Source organism: Novosphingobium sp. Sphag1I, from assembly GCF_056279125.1.
In genome coordinates this window covers 315,207-334,735 of sequence record NZ_JBWBQS010000002.1, presented here as the reverse complement: position 1 = coordinate 334,735, position 19,529 = coordinate 315,207, and the positions used below count along the sequence as shown (strand labels likewise).

Genomic DNA, 19,529 nt, shown 5'->3' with positions numbered 1-19,529 from the left:
CGCTATGCGCCCCTCTTTATGCCGGCGTCAGTTTGAAACGGGCGATGCTGCCATGCAGATTGGTGGAAACATGATTGAGTTCCTCAATCGCCGAGGTCGATTGGCGCAGGGATTCGACCGTCTGCTGTGTCGCCTCGCTCAATTGCACCAGCGCTTCGCTGATCTGCTCGGCGCCCGTGGCCTGCGTCTGCATCCCTTCGTTCACGCTTTCAAAACGCGGGGCCAGCGCCTGTACCTGCATGATAATATCCGAGAATTTGTCGCCAATGGCATGAACGTCATGCATGCCGCGGCGCACTTCCTCGGAAAACTTGTCCATGCCCATCACACTGGCCGAAACGGCGGACTGGATATCCTTGACCATTTGTTCGATGTCATAGGTGGCGACGGCGGTCTGATCGGCCAAACGTCGGATTTCCGACGAAACCACGGCAAAGCCGCGCCCATACTCGCCCGCCTTTTCCGCCTCGATCGCAGCGTTCAACGAAAGCAGGTTGGTCTGGTCGGCCACTTTGGTGATGGTGGTTACCACCTGATTGATATCGCCTGCCTTTTCGTTGAGGATCGCCAGCTTGGAATTGATCGAATTGGCCGCCTCCATGACCTGCGCCATGGTTTCCTCCATTTCGACCAAACCGCTGCGCCCGCCCGCCGCCAGAGCCGCGGCGGCTTCGGAAACCGAGGCAACGTCGGTCATGGTGCGCACCAATTCCTTGGACGTAACGGCGATTTCACGCGATGTTGCGCCGATCTGGGTCGTTGTGGCGGCCACTTCGGCGGCGGTGGCCTGTTGCTGTTTTGACGTGGCGGCAATTTCGGTCATCGACGTGCTGACCCGGATGCCCGAACGCTGGACATGGCCAACCAATTGCATGACCTCATCGGCCATGCGGTTGAAACCATCGCTCAGGTCGCCCAGTTCATCATCGCGCAGAATGGGCATGCGCTGGGTAAAATCGCCCTCTCGCATCGTATCCATCAGGCCCGTCAGACGCTTAAGCGGCGGAATGATGACGCTCATCAGGAAATAGCCCGCCAGAAGTGCCACGCCCAGAGCAACCAGAAAGCCCATATTCAGAGAGTTTTGCAGCGAGACGATCTGCTTCTGGATCTCGCCGATCTTTACCAATCCCCGCTTGTGATTACCCTGCGTCAACGCGCTGGCGTCCTCGAACACAGTCCTGAAACGCGCCTGCAGCACATCGGCCGGACCATCGAGAGCTGTGCGATAAGCGGCATAGTCGCTCTTGAACTGATCAAAAGCCTCACGATCCTCAGCGGTGAAAATCGTCGCCTCAAAGGCCGGATACAACGGTTCCACCGACGAAATCTTACCCTCGGCCCCCTGTCGATCCCGCAGATAATCATTGACCAAAGCGTTCTTTAACAGGCTGCTCTGATACATGCCCGCCACCGCATCGGAACTGAGCGCAGTGGTATGGCTTTCCGTTTCGGCCAGCCTTGAATGGGCGTAAAGCCCCACCCCCAGGATCGTGGCCAGAATACCGGCAAATCCGGCCAGAATAAGGGTGCGTATATTCAACTTTACCATGACGACACTCACGAAGCGCAAGCGCCGGTAACCGCGCCTGAATGAAACAAAGGGGCCCCGGCGCGCGTAATAAACGCGCCTGATCGGGGAAAACCCGAACATGATCCATATTTGTCCGTTGTGGTTAAAAGCGCCTTAATTTCAGGCGCGTCCGGTCAAGAATCTTAATTTTTGCTTATTTGCGCACTTTCGCGACGCGCAATAGAAGGAATTGATTAATCCCCTGCCGATACTCTGCATACGTCAATTCAGGGCAACAAAGCCCGTTTGCGAAGGATGCCCGAGTGATTGATCTCAGGGTTACCACGCTGGAACACATCGCACGCGGCGACTCGCTCGACCGGGTGATGGAACATTTGTGCCGCGCGTTCGAAACCAATTTCCCCCACGTCATCTGCTCGGTTCTGAGCGTGGATCGCGGCGGCATGATGCATCCACTGGCCGCACCGAGCCTGCCGATGACATACAGCGCGGCGCTCGACAATATTGCCATCGGCCCCAATATCGGATCATGCGGAACCGCAGCCTATATTCGCGCGCCGGTTGAGGTGCATGACATCGCCACCGATCCGCGCTGGGCCAATTACAAGGATGCGGTGCTGCCGCTGGGCCTTCGCGCATGCTGGTCCTCGCCTATTCTGGATCCTTCAGGTCTGGTTCTGGCCACTTTTGCGCTCTATTTCCGTGAATGCCGGGGACCGTCTCCCGAAGAACGGCGTCTTGTCGATATCTGTATCCATCTTTGCGATCTGGCGATGGCGCGCCATTTACGGATCGCCGAACGTGAACGCAGCGCCAATATGGATGCGTTGACCGATCTGCCCAATCGCCGCGGGTTTGATCAGACGCTGGCCCATCTGGATTGCGATACGCCGGGCGCATGGGCAATCATGATCATCGACCTGGACAATCTGAAAACCACCAATGACACATTCGGCCATGGCGCAGGTGATCTTATGCTGCAGGAATGCGCAGCACGGATGGCCCGACTGGCCGCGCCGGACCGAGTGTTTCGGATTGGCGGTGATGGTTTTGCGATCCTGATCGTGGCGCCGGAACGGTTAAACTCGCTGAGCGATTTTGCAGATTCGGTTTTGGCGGAAATCACCGAACCAATTGATTTTGCGTCATTTTCCATCATTCCAGAAGCAACTATAGGCTTTGCGGCACTGTCCATAAATGATGCCAATGCCGTCACAACCGCCCGCAATGCCGATCACGCGCTCTATCGCGCCAAATTGGCCAATCGCGGTGGTTATATGGCCTATACTCAGGAAATGAGTGACCCGCTGGCCGCCCGCCTTTCCTCGATCTCTACGCTGCAGGCCGCAATCAGTGAGGGGCGATTGCGCGCATGGTATCAACCTATCGTCAGTCTTAGCGACCGCCGCATTGTCGCGTTAGAGGCCCTATGCCGGATGATGACGCCCGAAGGCGCGATCATCCCGGCCGGCGCTTTTGCCGAAGCCACCATCGCACCGGGCGTGGCCAGCGAATTGACCCGTGTGATGCTGGAAATGGTGGCGGCCGATTTGCGCATGTGGCGCGATGCGGGCATTCCGCCGGTCACGATGGCGGTCAATGTCACGGCGACCGATCTGCGCGGCGGGCGTCTGCTGCCGGTCATCATGGACGCTTTTGCGGGCGACTGCGATCTGATCGGACGGTTAGTACTGGAGGTCAACGAAAGCGTCTATATCGACCGTCACGACCGCGCCATGGCCCAGACCATCGCAACCCTGCGCCAACATGGTATTCGTATTTCACTTGATGATTTCGGCACCGGCTATGCTTCGCTGACCCACCTGCTCGACTTTCCTTTTGACAGTATCAAGATCGACAAGAGTTTCATCGACCGGCTGACCGTCGATGACCTCAGCAGCACGATCATCGCCGCGCTATTGGCCATCGCCCGAAAAAGAGGGGCGACCGTCACCGCCGAAGGGATCGAACATGCCGATCAGGCCACCCGATTGAGCGAAATGGGTTGTCCCTTTGGTCAGGGCTATCTGTTCTCTCCGGCGGTCGATCGTTCCGAAACCGCGCGCTTGTTGATCCAGCATGCGCAAAGTGGTCGGCAAGCAGCTCCTATGCCGTTGCGTCAGGTGACGCCAAGCAAGCCTGCCGTTTCGACTGTATCTGCCTCAGCGGATAGGGATCAATCTACCCAACACAGGATTGGTTTTGGGCGTTAATCGCGTCAATACACGTGCTGTTGAATAGCTGGAATATTGGCTTCGGCGACGCCCCCAAAAAGTCAGGATAGGAAGTCCTCGCCTCTGCGGATCTCTCCAGCGTCCTGCTTTTGCTTTTCCGGCAAGGTCAGGACAACAGGCCCTGCCCCACACGGCCTCCAAGATTTTTCACTTCACCCGATCTATCGCCTGAACCGTTTTTATTCATTCTATTGACGACATGGCGGGCGTTCGAGGCGCAAAAGCCCATATTGTTGGGTGGTGATGATGCTATTTAGCGCACAGATTGATTTTGTTCCATTGCGTCACCAACCGCTCCACCCGGCCCTCGCGAGGCAAGCTGGAGCGGTGTGCAATTTCAAGCGTCCCAGTAACGATCCAAAAGGTCGCGCAGCGCCAATTCGACCTCTTCCTTGCTCCCCCCTTCCCGCGGGAAAAGGGTCAGGCTGATGGCCTTGCGATCCTTGCCTTCGATCCGCAACAAAGGAACACCCTCCCCATTTCTCAGGATAATCTGGTCCGATCCTGACTTCTTGGGGGCTTTGACCAAGGCTGATTTCTTGCGCGCATCGGCTTCCTTGTTCGCCACCACTCCAAAGGCACGGATGATATCGGGCACCGTCGCGGGCAAATCGTCTTCACCCGCATCGCGGGCTGCACGAATACGGCGCGCTTCGGCCAGAACAACCGCGCGGCAATCATCTTCTTTCAGCAAAGGTTTGATGGCGCCGATGTGTGAAATTTTCAGTTCGAAAGGGTCGGCAAAGGAGTTGAGGATGTCCTGTGGCAAACGCGCCAGATCGAGATAGCGGCTAAGCCATGCTTCCGACTGGTTCAAACGCTTGGCCATGTCCTTTTGGCGACCGTTGTAATAAAGGCCCAGCGCCTGAAGATAATCACGCGCCCGCTCGATATCGCTCAGGTCTTCACGCGCCCGGTTTTCAAGGTCCGAAACGCGGAACGCCTGTTCATCGGTCAGATCGCGGATTTCCACCAGATAGCGGATTTCCGGATGATTATTGGCGCGCAACCATTTGACGCACCAGTGACGGCGCGCCCCGCAAATGACCTCATAATCGTAGTCGGGGTGATTATGCACCCGGCGCACAATCGCGGGAACTTCCTGCTTGCCCTGCGCAAGAATGCTTTCGATCAGATCCGAACAACGCGCCTCGTTGAGTGCGGCATAATCACGATTATGCCTTTCCCAGATGCGGCAACGTTCTGGGTCAACCAATTCCTGCGGATTGTTGACGACCGATCCCGAAGCCAATTCCGCAAGCCGGTTGTTGCGGCCCGAAAGCACACCAACGCCCAAACGCGAAGGGCGATTGTTGGCATCGGCGGCCGGTTCAACGACCGACACCAGATCGGCCATGAAGCTCTTGTTTTTCGAGCTCATCTTACAAGTTCCCTTCACAAATTGCAGGGCTGCAATTTTGGCGCATTACGCCAATCCTTCCTTGCGCAAACGGGCCAGATGGCTGGGCCATGTCCGGCGAATATCGACCTCAATTTCCCCACAAACACCGTCCAGATAGGTCAGGCAGCGATCGCGCACCTGCTTGCTGGTCATCGGGCCGGACAATTCGTAAACGGTCATCAGACGGGCCGTAGCATTGTCGATTTCTGCCGAATCCTTGAGCGGGGTGCGGATCATCGCATTGCCATAAAGCTGACGCATCAGATCGAGCAAACCGCGCTGCATCGACTTGTTCTCATCAACCTTGGACGCGACGAAGCGCAAAAAGGCCAATTGCGGCGCAAGGTCATATTGCTGAAGATCCTGAATCGTTTCATCCAGCATCGCCAGAAATGCCGCGGTTGAGGAAAAGTCCATCACCGTCGGCGGAACCGGCACCACCAGCGCATTGGCGGCACGCAAAACCGACAAAGAAATCGCGCCCAGAGCCGGCGGCGGATCAAGGATCACCACGTCATAAAGATCCTGCACCGACTGGATCCCCTGCGACAGGCGGTTGAGCAAAGCCCCCTGCCCTCGCGCCATACGGGCGGCCAATTCATATTCTGACTGGAACAGGCGCAGGTTGGCCGGGATCAAGTCCAGCCCGTCAAAATGGGTCTTCTTGATCGCATATTCCAGCGTCGCGCGCTCCCCTTCCCGCAGGAAAGGATAAAGTGTGTCCTCCTCACCCAGATCGAGGTCGGGCACATAGCCAAACAGGGTCGTTGCCGAGGCCTGACTGTCGCAGTCGATCAACAAGACGCGATAGCCGTGGATGGCCAGATATTGCGCCAGATGGACCGAGAGCGTTGACTTGCCCACGCCGCCCTTGAAGTTCTGGACCGCCAGAATGGAGCACGGGTCTTCGGGCGCGCGCCATGGCCGTGTGCCAAAAGTGCCGCGCATGTCGTTGAGTTGGGCCAACGTGTAGCCCAAACGGCGGTTGTTATCCCCGCGCGGCGGTGCTTCAAGGCGGCCATCGCTTTCCGCCTCGCGAATCGCGGCGGTCGTGCGGCCAACCAGTTCGGCGGCCTTGCCGATGGGAAAGGAAGGTTCGCGCCTTTCTTCGGCCCGCATGCTGCGTGCAGAAGATCGGAGACGTTCCAAAACCTGGGAAGAGCGGTCGGCCAGAGCGGCCACATCAAGCGCTTCTTCCATACGAACTTCGTCTAGCGCGGAAGCCATTTGTGCTCCTTTCGAAAGTTAAGAAGCACCTGCCTGATTTTCACTTTTTCGTCAAGCGCAACGCATAATTCGAAAGTAAGGAATTCCGCGCCATTCAGAGCGCAAATGGATGGGTCTATCCTGACCTTATGGGGGCGACTTTTGCCCCCTTCCCCCGCAAATTGCAGGGCTGCAATTGCTGTTAGGGACGGCCCCGCCGCGCAAGGAAGGCTTCACAAAAGCCGCGCCACGACTTTTCCAGCTTGGCCCCGCGCAAGGCGCCGAGACGGTCCCCCATCTGTTGCCGGTAAGCGTCGGCGATCACATCCATATCCCAACCCCCGCCATAACGCAGCGCGACGTCGCGAAAGACTTCCTCAGACGAGCCATAGCGCAAAGAACCGTCCGGAAACTTCTCCCATGGCGTCGATGGCTGGGCGGTAACCCGCTTGGGCTTTGTCGGAATTTCTGTCGCGAGGGCAAGCACTTCGATATCACCTTCGCGGCGCGCCTTGCGGCCTGTGGAATGGCGCTCCAGCTCACCCACGGTCTGGATCTGCGCCGGAGCGTCCTTGGGCACGAAACGGAACTCGATCTCGGCCACCGCCCTGCCCCGCCTGATCTCTTTCCATTCAAGGTTGTAATGGGCCAGTTGATCAATCTCCGATTTCGCCACGGTCAGCACCTTTCGGCGCAACTGGGCAAAATCACCATACTTATCAGGGTCGATCCCCAAGGCCGCACGAAGACCCAGAATATCAACGCGCCAGATCGGCTGCCGGCGGTGCAGGCGCAAGGCCCCCTCTTCATAAAGCTTGAGCGCGTAAGCGGAGCGGAAACCCAGAACAGCCTGGCGATTCATCACCGAATAAGTCTGAGATTCCTGAATCAAACGACGGGCATCGGGGGTAAAACGCCATTCGATCCAACCGGTTTCGCGATCGCCCTCCTCAACTTCTTCCCAGGACGACTCAATCAGGCTGAAACGCTTGGTTGCCTTGCGCCCGCGCCAGGACGTGTCATCCTCGGCAAACAGCGTGCGGTGCAATTCCTCAAGCATATCAACGATACGCTCATTGCCTTTGTGTCCGCGCCGGATGTCGGCCTTACGCAACTTATGCGAAGTGTCGCGCCAGGCATCGCCCCCCGCCGTCAGGATCATCAAAGCCAGCAGACGTGAAGCGGTCAGGCTGAGTGACTGACCTTTGACGAAACGGACCTCGACCAATTTGCCGGGCTTGGCAAATTCATCGCCGCCTTTTCGGGCGAGGGTAGCGGCCACGCGCATGGCTCGCGCCGAGCCTGCGCTGCCTTCATCCTCGGCAATGTCCAGTTCCATTTCCTCAGCCATGAATCGGCGCCCTTGTTTGCAAGTCTGATGCCTGACCTGACCAAGGCGGTCAAGTCAGGTCAGCATAGCCCCCAAAAGGACAGGATAGAGTGGGCGGCTCCACAAATTGGACATTTAAACCCAAAACTGATTCGAATTTGAGATCACCCTCGCGCCCAATTACAACCGGAAATCGGCGATCTAAGAAAAAAAGCGTTAGGATAAACGCTTCGCCCCCATCAAGACAGGATACCCCAATCAGACAGGCGAACTCCCCCATAAGGACAGGTTACATCCCCCACGAGGTCAGGCAGAAGCCCCCGTTAGGTCAGGAATGTCATCGAAAGTCATTGAATTTTCGACGAAATCTAAGCCTGAATTAGGAATCATTAGAATCTTGAATCATCACGTCACCGCAAAAGCGGCGCCGTGCGTCTCCTATGCAATTGATTCTATATGATTTTTGCCAAACGGCGCCTAAAATTGCAGGGCTGCAATTTTAGGACCTCCGCAAATAGACCTGCACAAGGGAGTATAACGAGCAATCAGCGTGAGAACGCACCCAACCGTGACCTCACCGGAATTTCGACGGCATCAACGACAAACCTTCTCGAATTTCCGTCAAATCAGCGCAAAACTGTGGAAGCCTGCAACATTTACCCCCAAAAACCGCCAATAATCGATAGATCCCGGGCGAAACACGCATTAGCAGGGGCCACCCAATTTCACTTGAAGGACCAAAACGATGAACAATAGCGATCTCGCCGACAAGCTGGCTGCCTCGCAGGGCATCACCAAGGCTGACGCGCGCAAATATGTTGATGCCGTGTTCGCCGCTATCACCGACGCAGCGGCTGAAGGCGATGAAATTTCGCTCAACGGCTTTGGCAAGTTCAAGGTCAAGGAAAGCCCGGCCCGTGAAGGCCGTAACCCTGCCACCGGTGAAACGATCCAGATCGCCGCGTCGAAGAAGCTGGGCTTCACCGCTGCCAAGGCGGTCAAGGACAAGCTGAACGGCTAAGCCATTGGAACAGGCAGGGGGGTGCAATGCTCCCCTGCCTGGCCACACCTGAAATGCATCGCGCAATCAAGCACGCAAATTTTGCTAATCGGCTCCCCACAGCCGCCTATCGAGAAAGCGGGTAGTTCACCGCTCTCACCAATGCGATGATGGCTGAACACGATACGCCACCTTAATTCCGCGTATCGACATTCCTTCTCCAAATCCCGCAGATCCGCCCATGCCTCTCCACACGAAGGATGGTTTCAGGATGCGCGGAAAAAACCTTGCAATGACCGGCATGCTGCTTGCCAGCTTGACGCTGGGCGACGCGACAACGGCAAAGCCCGCCCTCCATCCGTCCCGTACCAGGGACGTTGTATTTGAAGCCTCCATTGCCGAGCTTCAGTCCGGTCTGTCATCGGCCCAATATTCCTCGCGCGATCTTGTGCGCGCCTATCTCGCCCGTATTAAAGCCTATGACCAGCAAGGCCCCGCGCTCAATGCCATTTTGCGTCTGAACCCGCATGCTATGTCAGAGGCCGCAGCACTGGATGCAGAACGGACGAAGAAGGGGGCACGAGGCCCGCTGCATGGCATTCCCGTTTTGCTCAAGGATAATTATGACACCGCCGATATGCCGACATCAGGAGGGGCACTGGCTCTGGCCGGATTGGTGACGCCGCGTGATGCGGCTTTGGTGACGAGGTTGCGCGCGGGCGGCGCGATCATTCTAGGCAAGACCACGATGCATGAACTGGCGCTGGGGGTGCGGACAATCTCGTCGCTGACCGGCTATTCACGCAACCCGTATGATCCGCGCCGCTCACCCGGCGGATCGAGCGGGGGAACAGGGGCTGGCGTTGCCGCCAGCTTTGCGGCGGCCGGCCTTGGCACGGACACCTGCGGGTCGCTGCGGATCCCATCGGCCTATCAAAATTTGGTTTCGTTGCGGGGCACGCGGGGCCTGTCCAGCCGCGCCGGTATCATGCCCTTGTCCGACACCCAGGATATTGGCGCACCAATTGCGCGAAATGTTCAGGATCTGGCGCTGCTGCTGGATGCAACCGTTGGCGCCGACCCTGCCGACCCGGTCACGATGGATCCGGCGGCGCACCGTGCCGCCAGCTACAGCGCTGCTTTGCGCGGGGCGAACTTGTCCGGCGTGCGTTTGGGGCTCCTGCGCGACGTAATGGGTGACGCGGCCGAGGATCAGGATGGTGCACAGACCTTTGCCGCCGCCATCACGAAACTGCGCGGCGCTGGGGCACAGGTGGTGGAATTGCGGCTGCCCGAACTTCTCTCCCTGATGCGTAGCTCAACCGTCATCCCGTTCGAATTCCGCGAGGATCTTGCGCGCTATCTGGCCGCTCGCCCGGGCGCACCGGTGGGTTCGCTCGGCGCGATCCTGAATGGCGGAATGGACAATGCCGAATCCGATGGCCCATTGCATGACCGACAGGCCAATCCGGGCCGAGATGCGCCCGCCTATCGCGCCGCATTGGCCGATCAGGCGCGTATGCGCGCTTTGCTGGAACAGTCCCTTGCTGCACAGGGGCTTGACGCGCTGATCTATCCAACCACCCTGCGCAAACCACCCCTGATCCGCAGCGATGATCAGGGGGCCGCCAGCAATTGCCGGTTGAGCGCGCAAACCGGGTTACCTGCGATCGTTCTTCCCGCCGGATTTACCCGCGACGGCTTGCCGATCGGGATGGAAATGTTGGGCCCGGCTTGGTCTGAGGCGCGCCTGCTCTGGTTGGGCCGGGCGTGGGAATTGACGGCAAAGCCTCGAATGGCGCCTTTTTCTACGCCCCGGTTGATCGCCGGGAAGGGGCCGCCACCGCTCCAAACCTATGCGGCAAAGGTGAGCGATGGGCATGGGCGCGCGTTCCGAGTTTCCTTGAATTACGCGCCTTCGACTGCGGTATTGCGATTGAACTTGCCGGTTCATGCCCCGGCGATCACGGCCATGACATTGCACAGCATGGGCGAGGGCAAGCCGGGACCGGTACTGGCCACTATGCTGATCGCGCGGGGAAGGGTGGGTGAGGGCAGCCTGATGCTTGATGCGCCCGCACGGCAGGCTTTGGCGGAAAGGCACCTGGTGTTACGCTTGTTCACGCCCCAGTCGCCGTTGGGAGGACCGGTTGCGGTAATCGCGCCAGAGCAGCATGCGGTTGCGGCGATGGCCGCCATTTTTCGGAAGCGCCGGGGATAACAGCGGGCCATGGGATTATCACTATCCTTGACATACTATATTTTCACTATATATCAATATCTTAAATGAAATTCCATCCAGAGCGATGCACCATAATCGACAACAGAAACTGCTGTTGGGTTCGGCTCGATCACCTTATGCAAATTTTTTTTCGAGGCACGCTTTTTGACCGCAACTTTTCTCTGACCTCCAGCGAAACGGGATATGAGGGGCGCGGGGATGCCCGGCCCCTCCAACCGATTTCGTATTGGAGCAGAGCAGATGAAATTTCGGAAAAACCTCGCCCTTTCGCTGACGCTTGGGCTGCTTGCCGCCTCGCTTCCGACCGCTGGCATCGCCGCCTTGCCCACGGGCAGCGCCGCGCCCAATTTCTCGCTGGAGGCGGCAAAGGGCGGAAAGACGTTCCATTTCACGCTCAATCAAACGCTGCGCAAGGGGCCGGTTGTGCTCTATTTCTTCCCGGCGGCCTTTACCCCCGGCTGTACCGTTGAAGCGCATCTTTTTGCCGAATCCACCGACAGCTTCCGCAAGATGGGCGCAACCGTCGTCGGCGTGACGGCAGGCAATGTTGAACGCGTAGCCGAGTTTTCCAAGGTTGAATGCCGCGACAAATTTGCCGTCGCCGCCGATCCGGGTGCCAAGATCGCCGCAGAATATAAGACCACGATGACGTTCAAGGACCGCCTGCTGTCCGAGCGCACGTCCTTTGTGATCGCGCCCGATGGCAAGATCCTGATGAGCTATACCGACGGCAATCCGCAGGCCCATATCGACAAGACCATGGCCGCCGTCCGCGAATGGAAAGCCAAGCACGGCTGATCGCTGAATTGCCCTTTCCTCTGTCGTTGCCCCTCTGTCGTTGCGAGACTTTTGATGCTGGTGGCCATTCTTTCCGCTTTTCTGGGCGGGTTGATCCTCAATTGCATGCCCTGCGTCTTTCCGATCATATCGTTAAAGGCGTTCGGCCTCGTGCGGCAGGGGGGCGAACCGGCCCTCCTGCGCCGTGAAGGCATGGCGTTTATGGCAGGCTCCGTGTTGGCCATGCTGGCGTTGGCTGGCGTATTGCTTGCCCTGCGGGCCGGTGGAGAGGCGGTGGGCTGGGGCTTTCAATTGCAATCGCCGATGATCGTGGCGCTCTTGGCGCTGGTAATGATCGGGTCGGCGCTCAATCTGATGGGCCTGTTTGAAATGGGCCTTGGGCTGCAACGCGCGGGACAAAGCGTGGGCGGGCGCGATGGCCTGCTGGGCGCGGCTTTGACCGGCGCGCTGGCGGTCGTGGTGGCCACGCCCTGTGCCGGGCCGTTCATGGCGGGCGCCTTGGGCTATGCGCTGGTGCAACCGCCGCTTGCCGGACTTGCGATCTTTGCCGCGCTGGCGGTGGGGGTGGCGGCGCCCTTTACGTTGCTCAGTTTCTCGCCCGCCCTGGCGCGCCGATTGCCAAAGCCGGGTCCGTGGATGGTCACGCTTAAACATGCGCTGGCTTTTCCGATGTTGGCCGCCGCCGCTTGGCTGGTCTGGGTGCTCGATGCCCAGACGGGTTCGGCGGGGCTTCCCCTTATTCTTGGCTGTGCGTTGGTGCTGGCGTTCAGTGCGTGGATCTATGGCTTGGCCCAGCGCCGCGCGATGTCGGGCAAACCGGCACGCGGGCTGACGCTTGCCGCTGTCGCTGGACTTGTGGTGATTGGCGGCGCCTTTGCCATGCCGGGACAGGCGTTCGAGGTGGCATCGGGCAAGTCGGTTGCCTCGGTTGCCCATGGTGACCGCCCGATCCGCTGGTCGCCACAACAGGTGGCGCAGCAAACGGCGGCAGGCCGTCCAGTTTTCGTCGACTTTTCAGCCGCTTGGTGCCTGACCTGCAAGGTCAATGAAAAGGCGGTTCTTTCGACCCCCGATTTCAAACAAGCGATAGCGCGAACCGATACAGCCTTTATGATTGCCGACTCCACCAATTATGATGCGGAAATCGAAAAAGCGATGAGTGATCTTGGCCGAACCGGGCTTCCGCTCTACCTCGTCTATCCGGCGAGAGGGGGCAAACCTGTCATCCTGCCGCAGGTTTTGACCAAGGATCTGGCCATCAAGGCCCTTGAGGTGGCCGCGCGTGGCAAGGTTTGATCCCAAGCCCCGCCCAAGGGTTAGATAGGTCAAACGTGTCCGGCGAAATCCCCCCGCAAGAGGAATGGCCCGAATGGATGCGCCGTGCCCAGGACGGCGATCAGGCGGCCTATCGCATGGTGCTGCGCGCGATTGTGCCGGCGATCCGGCGCATCGTCGCACGCCGGATTTTCGATGAAGCGCTGGTCGAGGATGCGCTGCAGGACACGTTGATGACGATCCATCGTTTGCGTCACACCTATGATCCGGCGCGCCCACTGATGCCGTGGGTGGCGGCCATTGCGACAAGCCGCGCGATTGACGGGCTGCGCCGGACAGGCCGCGCCCGGCGGTTTGAAATCATGGACGAGGCCGCCATGGACGCCGCCCCCGACCATGCCGCCCATGATCCGGGTGAGGCATGGGGCCAGGAACGTGAAGTGGGACGATTGCTGGGCCGATTGCCCCAGAGGCAAAGGATGATGGTGGAAATGGTCAAGCTGAAAGAGATGAGCCTGGACGAGGCAGCAGGCGCAAGCCGTATGTCGGTCTCGGCGGTCAAATCGCTGCTCCACCGCGCTTTGGCCCGGCTTAGAGAGGATGGAAATGCCTGATATGCGCAATTCTGATGCCCTTATTGATGCGCTGGCCCGCGAAATGCGCCCGGTTGCACGTGTGGCGCCGGTGTGGCGGCGGGTGTTGCTTTGGGCGCCCGTGGCGTTGGGGACGGGATTTGTGGCCACACGGATGCTGCATCGCTTCACAACGGATTGGACGGCCAGTTATGCGGTGATTTCGGCGGCCAATGTGGCGCTGTCTTTGACGCTTGGACTGGCGATCTTTGCGTCCGCCCTGTCGATCAGCGTTGCGGGCGGTCGAGCCCGGGGGAAGGGGTGGATCATCGGCGGGGTTGCGGCATGGCTGGCGTTGGCGATGATCAGCATTGGGATTTCAGCCAACCCGATCAGTTTTGAACGCGGCGTGGGCAGCTATTGCTTCACCTTTGTTATTACCGCCGGGGCGCCGATGATCCTTGTCGCCATAGCAGCGCTTCGCCGCACGCGATCATTGGAACCAAAACGTTCTCTGTCGATCGCGGGTGCAGGGATTGCCTTTATGTCCTTTGGTCTGTTGGCTTTTTGTCACCCTGCGGAAATGTCGGTGACCGATTTTGTCGCGCATCTGGCGGCGGCCTTGGCCTTGGGCGGGGCTACGGTTCTGGCCGGGCGTCCGTTTATTCGGGTTTAATGCCTGTTGAGCCGTGGCTTCGTTGCCGCGCAGGATTGAGGGAAGCCTGACGGGCAAGGCGGCGCATCGCTTGCGGAGGCTGACCAAAGGCGCGCAAAAAGGCGCGGCGCATGCGTTCGGGATCATGAAAGCCCAGCGTTGCGGCGATCTGTTCGATGGGCATCGCCGTGTTTTCAACCCTCTCGCGCGCGACTTCGAGCCTCAGCCTTTCGACGGCCTTGGCGGGACTCATCCCCATTTCGCGGGTAAAGGCGCGTGAGAAATTGCGCGGGCTCATGGCCGCTTGTGCGGCAAGTTTGTCGATGGTCAAATACTGATCCAGATGGGCGCGGATCCAGTCCAGCAAGGGGGCAAATTGCGCCGCATCTCCACCGATCCGGGCCAGTGCCGAAAATTGCGATTGTCCGCCCGGACGGCGATAATAGACCACCATTTCCTGGGCCACGGCTCGGGCGATATCTTCGCCATGATCCTGGGCGATCAACGCCAGGGACAGGTCGATGCCCGCAGTAATCCCGGCCGATGTCCAGATATTGCCGTCACGTATATGGATGCGATCCGGTTCGACCACCAATTGGGGATAGAGTTGCGCGAGCAATTTGGCCTGTCGCCAATGGGTTGTCACGCGCCGTCCGTCCAACGTCCCGGCGCCCGCCAACAGGAACGCGCCAGAGCAGACGCTGCACAAGCGCCGGACCATCTTTGCGGCCTGAAACAGATAGGCGGCATTGGCCGGAACGCGCATGGCATCGCGGCTGCCGTTACCCCCGACCACGATCAGCGTATCGATCATGCCCACGCCGTCGGCGGCGACCGTGTCCAATGCGACGCCTGACGAGCTGCGTATTGCGCCGCCTTGGGCGGATATCAGGATCAGGCGATAGGCGTCTTCGGCCATGCGTCCGGCAATTTCGAAACTGGTGATCGGCCCGCAGGCGTCGAGCAGTTGAAAATCGTCATAGAGATAAAGGGCGACCGTGCGAGACATGGCCTGAAATGAGGGATCATTGTCATTTCGTCAAGCATGCTCCTGCGCGATGATGCCCATGTTCCCAAACGGAGACACCTATGACCGACACGCCCTTTCGCATCGTCTTTGCCCTTTTCCCGGGTATGACCCAGCTTGATTTTACCGGCCCGCATCAATTCCTGTCCCGTATGCCGAACAGCCAAACCATTGTGGCAAGCCGAGATGGTGGCGAGGTGGCCGCCGAAGGCCTGGTGTTTGCCCATACGTGGCGATTGTCCGAAATCGAGGGCTGCGATGTGATCTGCGTTCCGGGCGGGGTGGCGGCCACACAGGTCGCGCTGGACCAGGAATTTGTGGCTCAGGTGCGGCGGCTTGGTTTGGGCGCGCGTTATGTGACATCGGTGTGCACCGGATCGCTGATTTTGGGGGCGGCCGGTTTGTTGCAGGGAAGGCGGGCCGCGTGCCATTGGGCCTGGCGGCATCTGCTGCCCTTGTTTGGCGCGACGCCGGATACCGCCCGTGTCGTGCGCGACGGGCATGTAATCACCGGCGGGGGCGTAACGGCGGGGATCGATTTTGCCTTGACGGTTTTGGCCGAATTGGGCGGGGCGGATGTGGCGCAGTCGCTGCAATTGGGGCTGGAATATGCGCCGTCTCCGCCCTTTGACGCAGGAACGCCGGATGCCGCACCGCCCGCAATCCTGAACGCCTATGTCCGGCGCATGGAGCAGATCATGCCCACCCGCGAGACCGAAGCGCGCGAGGCGGCCAGGCGGATGGTTCAGTTGGAGGCGGCGCAATGAGCCGTCCACCCCTGCCGCCCTATACCGCCGACGGCGCCGCGCAAAAGGCGCGCATGGCCGAGGATGGATGGAACAGCCGCGACCCGGAGAAAGTGGCTCTGGCCTATACGCCCGATAGCCAATGGCGCAATCGCGCCGAATTCATCCAGGGTCGGACGCAGATCGTCGAATTTCTGACCCGGAAATGGGTGCGAGAACATGAGTATCGTTTGATCAAAGAAGTATGGGCCTATGCGCAAAACAGGATCGCGGTGCGCTTTGCCTATGAATGGCATGATGCACGGGGCCAGTGGTGGCGGTCCTATGGCAATGAAAATTGGGAATTCGACGAAGCTGGATTGATGCGCCGCCGCATTGCCAGCATCAATGACCTGTCAATTGCAACGGCGGATCGGCTTTTCCATTGGCCATTGGGGCGGAGGCCTAACGACCATCCCGGCCTTTCGGATTTGGGTCTGTGATACTTGGGCGAGGGGTTCAAGCGACGATAGGTTCGATGACGGTTTCTACAGGGCTGGGAAGCGATGCGGTTGCCAGACCGCATCGCTCGACCTCTCGCCGCCTATATCTAACGCTTTTTACGGCTACTCGACTTCCTTTTGGCGCGAGCCATTGTTTGCAATTGTCCCGGCCAACATGCCGTTGAGCGACCCGCCCGTCATGCCCAATTCCGCCATCAAACCGTCAATCAGCGGCCCGCCCACGCGATAGCGCATGGCCGCCGCGACCGCCGCGTCGGCCAGATTGCTCTGTCCCTCGCTTTGCCCGGTTTCTGTTGTATTACCGTGCAGGCCGCGAGCATCGACGATGCTGATTTTGTCAATATTTTCCATCGGCTTGCTGGCTGCGGCAATGATGGCGGGCAGGGCTTCAAGCATCGCTTTGCGCAAAAGCAGCGCCGTCTGCGCTTCGCTCAGGATATTGGTCGCCTCGTTGAGTGAAGCTTGACCCGCCGCATCGACCTTGAAAGCGGCGGCACGGCCTTCGGCGCGGACCTTTTCTGCGTCCGCCTCGGCGATGGCTTCGGTGCGCATGGCGATGGCGCGTGCTTCGGCGGCTTCCTTTTCGGCATTGGCCGCAACGGTGATGCCCACCGCGTCTTCCTGCGCGCGCTGTGTCGCGGCGATCACGGCCACATTCTTGTTACGATTGGCGATTTCGGTTGCCTTGGCCGTGGCCACGCTTTCTTCCGCGCGGATGGCCAGAGCGCGTGCCTCATTGGCGGCGGCAGTGGCGGTGGATTCTTCTTCGGATTTCTGGGCGGTTTGTACTGCCGTGGTGATGCGCGCGATTTCAATGGTGCGGTCACGTTCAATCGTAGCCGTCTGGATCGCGCCGTCGCGGGCGATATTCGCGCTCTGGATGATCTTGTCGGCCTCGGTCTGTGCGACAACCTGCGCCTGATTGGCGGTGATGCGGGCGATTTCGGCCAATCGGGTCTGTTCGGCTTCTGCCGTGGCGATGGCGGTGGCCTGTTCGGCGCGGCGTGCGGCCAGCGTCTGTTCTTGGGTCAGACGTGCCTGTTCGGCGGCCTGCGCGATTTCCAGCGATTGCTTGTTGGCTTCAAGGTTGCGCTGTTCGATCTCGACGCGGTTGGTGGCGACGATGTCGTTTCTGATCTTCTTGCGCTCTTCGATGGTGCGCGTCAGAACGGTCAGGCCTTCGGCATCGAAAGCATTGTTTTCGTTGAAATGTTCAAAAGCCGTCTGGTCAAAATGGGTGATACTGACCGATTCCAGCTGAAATCCGTTCATGTCCAGATCGGTCATCAGCGCTTCCTGCACCTTTTGGATGAAATCGGCGCGGTTGGCGTGCAGATGCTCCATCGTCATGGTCGCGGCCACAGAGCGCAGTGCCGAAACCAGTTTGCCGTCGAGCAGCGATTTGACCGCATCCGAACTGTTGACCGCCGCACCCAATGTTTGCGCGGCGGCGGCAATTGATCCGGCGTCTGGCTTCACCTTGATGTGGAACAGGCCGATCACATCGACGCGCAGTTTATCAAGCGTGATCAGCGCATCCTTGTTCAGGCGCGACACTTCCAGTTTTACCGTGGTGAGGCGCACCTGCATCAATTCATGCAGCACCGGGATGACCATGATCCCGCCGTTCAGCACCACCTTTTCGCCGCCAAAACCCGTCCGGATCAAGGCCACGTCCTTGGTCGCTCGACGATAGAGACGCGTCAGGATGATGCCGATAACGACCAGCGCGGCAAGAATAATGCCCGCATAAATCAAGGTACCCATAATAGATTCCGGCATGACGCCATCTCCCAAGCGAAACGTGGATTGGTGTTTTAAACGGGACGAAATGGCGTGCTTTCATCGGGCAGGACAAAGAAGATCTGCCCCTCTCGCCGGATGATCAGGGCGCTTTGGCCTGATGCGATTTCGTCAATATCACTATGCGGTTCGACCATGATGAAATGGGCCTGACCGTGCTGATCGATCACCTTGGCGCGGGCGGGGGCGCCGCGACGGGCGCTGCCTTCAAGGATTTTGCCGCGCCGCAACAGCAATTCGTCGGTGGATATGACGCTGGTTTCCATGGCCGGAATAATTCGCATCAACCCATTGGCTGCCAAAGTGTTGAGCAAGGCGCCCCCCACAAATGCAGCCCCGGATGCCAGCCACCAAGGGGCGGGGTTGCCCAACAGGGCCATTGCCACTTGCTGTATGGCAACGCCAACCATGGAAAAACACGCCAGCAGCGAGGTGAGCCAGATCAGCACGGGAATGTCATGGCCCAACCCCAGCCAATCGAGCAGCCCATGCATGCCATCGGCGGACAGATCACCATCCAGATCCAGACTGCCCAGACCAAGACCGACCGCCTCGATCAACCCTATGCCAATCATCACAAAAATTGCGACCGTAAATGGCAAATAAGGCGTCGTGAAAAACTGCGCGAGCATGGGCCAAGGATTACCATGCGACCAAGGTACTGTCAGCAGAAACCGGATTCATAGTTTGCCGATTTTTTGCAAAAGGATTGCGGGTTTGATTTGATTTGATTTGATTTGATTTGATGTCGATGACGCGCCGCCCGACATGGCCCATGGCGCATTATGATGTTAGAGGGCGCCGTTTCCCCAACGCAGGCCGCAAGAATTCGGCCGAAATTCAGGATAATTGGCGATGTTTCAACCCGGCGCAAATTTCAAGGACAACCTCTCGCAATTGCCCGCTATCGATGGAGTGGCACGCCTCGATTTGCTCGACCAGGCTGGCGAAGTGGTGGCCAGCATCGAAAATCAGCCCGGCAAGCAAGGTTCGCTGGCGGTCTATCAATATCTCAAGCAGGAATTTGGCGATCTTGGCGTCGATGCGGCCCAGCATGGCCTGCTGATCTTTGGCGAACATACGCAGGATGCACGCAACCGTCCGGGCGCCCATCCCAATATCGACCGCCTTTTGACCATCGTCGATGGCGGTGAGGCGCTGAAAATCGTCGTGATCTGATCGATAAATGCCACAGGGCAGGC

General features: G+C 59.0%; 17 protein-coding genes. 10 read left to right on the top strand and 7 right to left on the bottom strand.

Annotated features, from left to right (window positions below; translation table 11 throughout):
• Positions 1-16 precede the first annotated feature (16 nt).
• Entirely contained in the window at positions 17-1,552 is a 1,536-nt protein-coding gene (locus tag ACZ9HU_RS03525) for a methyl-accepting chemotaxis protein (protein ID WP_476102362.1), read from the bottom strand.
• A gap of 284 nt (positions 1,553-1,836) precedes the next feature.
• Here ACZ9HU_RS03525 and ACZ9HU_RS03520 point away from each other — a divergent pair, with 284 nt between their 5' ends.
• Complete coding sequence (locus ACZ9HU_RS03520) at positions 1,837-3,747, top strand: putative bifunctional diguanylate cyclase/phosphodiesterase (protein WP_476102360.1); 1,911 nt, start codon at positions 1,837-1,839, stop codon at positions 3,745-3,747.
• A gap of 358 nt (positions 3,748-4,105) precedes the next feature.
• Here the strand turns inward: ACZ9HU_RS03520 and ACZ9HU_RS03515 are convergent, their stop codons facing one another.
• The 3 genes from ACZ9HU_RS03515 to ACZ9HU_RS03505 form a co-directional block, all read right to left on the bottom strand.
• A complete protein-coding gene (locus ACZ9HU_RS03515; protein ID WP_476102358.1) occupies positions 4,106-5,149 on the bottom strand; it encodes a ParB/RepB/Spo0J family partition protein in 1,044 nt (347 codons plus the stop codon).
• A gap of 45 nt (positions 5,150-5,194) precedes the next feature.
• A complete protein-coding gene (locus tag ACZ9HU_RS03510; protein ID WP_476102356.1) occupies positions 5,195-6,397 on the bottom strand; it encodes an AAA family ATPase in 1,203 nt (400 codons plus the stop codon).
• Between the two features lie 181 nt (positions 6,398-6,578).
• Positions 6,579-7,664: a RepB family plasmid replication initiator protein gene (locus ACZ9HU_RS03505; RefSeq protein ID WP_476102417.1), complete on the bottom strand. Its 1,086-nt coding sequence runs from the start codon at positions 7,662-7,664 to the stop codon at positions 6,579-6,581.
• Between the two features lie 787 nt (positions 7,665-8,451).
• Between ACZ9HU_RS03505 and ACZ9HU_RS03500 the strand changes: the two genes are divergently transcribed.
• From ACZ9HU_RS03500 to ACZ9HU_RS03475, 6 genes are all read left to right on the top strand, one after another.
• Entirely contained in the window at positions 8,452-8,727 is a 276-nt protein-coding gene (locus ACZ9HU_RS03500) for an HU family DNA-binding protein (RefSeq protein ID WP_476102354.1), read from the top strand.
• 280 nt (positions 8,728-9,007) lie between these two features.
• Positions 9,008-10,927: an amidase family protein gene (locus ACZ9HU_RS03495; RefSeq protein WP_476102352.1), complete on the top strand. Its 1,920-nt coding sequence runs from the start codon at positions 9,008-9,010 to the stop codon at positions 10,925-10,927.
• Between the two features lie 261 nt (positions 10,928-11,188).
• Positions 11,189-11,746: a peroxiredoxin gene (locus tag ACZ9HU_RS03490; RefSeq protein WP_476102350.1), complete on the top strand. Its 558-nt coding sequence runs from the start codon at positions 11,189-11,191 to the stop codon at positions 11,744-11,746.
• 54 nt (positions 11,747-11,800) lie between these two features.
• Positions 11,801-13,042: a protein-disulfide reductase DsbD family protein gene (locus tag ACZ9HU_RS03485; RefSeq protein WP_476102348.1), complete on the top strand. Its 1,242-nt coding sequence runs from the start codon at positions 11,801-11,803 to the stop codon at positions 13,040-13,042.
• Positions 13,043-13,077: 35 nt separating this feature from the next.
• Positions 13,078-13,635 (top strand): sigma-70 family RNA polymerase sigma factor, encoded by a 558-nt coding sequence (locus ACZ9HU_RS03480; RefSeq protein ID WP_476102346.1) that lies wholly within the window; start codon positions 13,078-13,080, stop codon positions 13,633-13,635.
• 1 nt (position 13,636) lies between these two features.
• Positions 13,637-14,269, top strand: a complete 633-nt coding sequence (locus tag ACZ9HU_RS03475) for a DUF1109 domain-containing protein (RefSeq protein ID WP_476102344.1) — start codon at positions 13,637-13,639, stop codon at positions 14,267-14,269.
• Here the strand turns inward: ACZ9HU_RS03475 and ACZ9HU_RS03470 are convergent.
• Complete coding sequence (locus tag ACZ9HU_RS03470) at positions 14,256-15,257, bottom strand: GlxA family transcriptional regulator (RefSeq protein WP_476102341.1); 1,002 nt, start codon at positions 15,255-15,257, stop codon at positions 14,256-14,258. The two genes, ACZ9HU_RS03475 and ACZ9HU_RS03470, sit on opposite strands and share 14 nt — an antisense overlap.
• Positions 15,258-15,337: 80 nt before the next feature.
• On the opposite strand from ACZ9HU_RS03470, the gene ACZ9HU_RS03465 reads away from it, so the two are divergent.
• Positions 15,338-16,042, top strand: coding sequence for a DJ-1/PfpI family protein (locus ACZ9HU_RS03465; protein WP_476102339.1), 705 nt, complete (start codon positions 15,338-15,340; stop codon positions 16,040-16,042).
• Complete coding sequence (locus ACZ9HU_RS03460; RefSeq protein WP_476102337.1) at positions 16,039-16,503, top strand: nuclear transport factor 2 family protein; 465 nt, start codon at positions 16,039-16,041, stop codon at positions 16,501-16,503. The genes ACZ9HU_RS03465 and ACZ9HU_RS03460 overlap by 4 nt, the downstream gene beginning before the upstream one ends.
• 123 nt (positions 16,504-16,626) lie before the next feature.
• On the opposite strand, the gene ACZ9HU_RS03455 is transcribed toward ACZ9HU_RS03460, so the two are convergent.
• Positions 16,627-18,291: a flotillin family protein gene (locus ACZ9HU_RS03455; protein WP_476102335.1), complete on the bottom strand. Its 1,665-nt coding sequence runs from the start codon at positions 18,289-18,291 to the stop codon at positions 16,627-16,629.
• 50 nt (positions 18,292-18,341) lie between these two features.
• The gene (locus ACZ9HU_RS03450) at positions 18,342-18,959 is read right to left on the bottom strand and encodes a YqiJ family protein (protein WP_476102333.1); all 618 of its coding nucleotides are present in this window, start codon (positions 18,957-18,959) and stop codon (positions 18,342-18,344) included.
• A 223-nt stretch (positions 18,960-19,182) separates the two neighbouring features.
• Between ACZ9HU_RS03450 and ACZ9HU_RS03445 the strand changes: the two genes are divergently transcribed.
• A complete protein-coding gene (locus ACZ9HU_RS03445) occupies positions 19,183-19,506 on the top strand; it encodes a DUF2322 family protein (RefSeq protein WP_476102331.1) in 324 nt (107 codons plus the stop codon).
• The last annotated feature ends 23 nt before the right edge of the window (positions 19,507-19,529 follow it).

Coding starts and splice junctions, on each gene's coding strand:
- ACZ9HU_RS03505 (WP_476102417.1), bottom strand. CDS start 7,664: ATGCGCGTGGCCGCTACCCTCGCCCGAAAAGGCGGCGATGAATTTGCC.
- ACZ9HU_RS03490 (WP_476102350.1), top strand. CDS start 11,189: ATGAAATTTCGGAAAAACCTCGCCCTTTCGCTGACGCTTGGGCTGCTT.
- ACZ9HU_RS03465 (WP_476102339.1), top strand. CDS start 15,338: ATGACCGACACGCCCTTTCGCATCGTCTTTGCCCTTTTCCCGGGTATG.
- ACZ9HU_RS03450 (WP_476102333.1), bottom strand. CDS start 18,959: ATGCTCGCGCAGTTTTTCACGACGCCTTATTTGCCATTTACGGTCGCA.
- ACZ9HU_RS03475 (WP_476102344.1), top strand. CDS start 13,637: ATGCGCAATTCTGATGCCCTTATTGATGCGCTGGCCCGCGAAATGCGC.
- ACZ9HU_RS03445 (WP_476102331.1), top strand. CDS start 19,183: ATGTTTCAACCCGGCGCAAATTTCAAGGACAACCTCTCGCAATTGCCC.
- ACZ9HU_RS03495 (WP_476102352.1), top strand. CDS start 9,008: ATGCTGCTTGCCAGCTTGACGCTGGGCGACGCGACAACGGCAAAGCCC.
- ACZ9HU_RS03525 (WP_476102362.1), bottom strand. CDS start 1,552: ATGGTAAAGTTGAATATACGCACCCTTATTCTGGCCGGATTTGCCGGT.
- ACZ9HU_RS03500 (WP_476102354.1), top strand. CDS start 8,452: ATGAACAATAGCGATCTCGCCGACAAGCTGGCTGCCTCGCAGGGCATC.
- ACZ9HU_RS03460 (WP_476102337.1), top strand. CDS start 16,039: ATGAGCCGTCCACCCCTGCCGCCCTATACCGCCGACGGCGCCGCGCAA.
- ACZ9HU_RS03510 (WP_476102356.1), bottom strand. CDS start 6,397: ATGGCTTCCGCGCTAGACGAAGTTCGTATGGAAGAAGCGCTTGATGTG.
- ACZ9HU_RS03485 (WP_476102348.1), top strand. CDS start 11,801: ATGCTGGTGGCCATTCTTTCCGCTTTTCTGGGCGGGTTGATCCTCAAT.
- ACZ9HU_RS03470 (WP_476102341.1), bottom strand. CDS start 15,257: ATGTCTCGCACGGTCGCCCTTTATCTCTATGACGATTTTCAACTGCTC.
- ACZ9HU_RS03455 (WP_476102335.1), bottom strand. CDS start 18,291: ATGGGTACCTTGATTTATGCGGGCATTATTCTTGCCGCGCTGGTCGTT.
- ACZ9HU_RS03515 (WP_476102358.1), bottom strand. CDS start 5,149: ATGAGCTCGAAAAACAAGAGCTTCATGGCCGATCTGGTGTCGGTCGTT.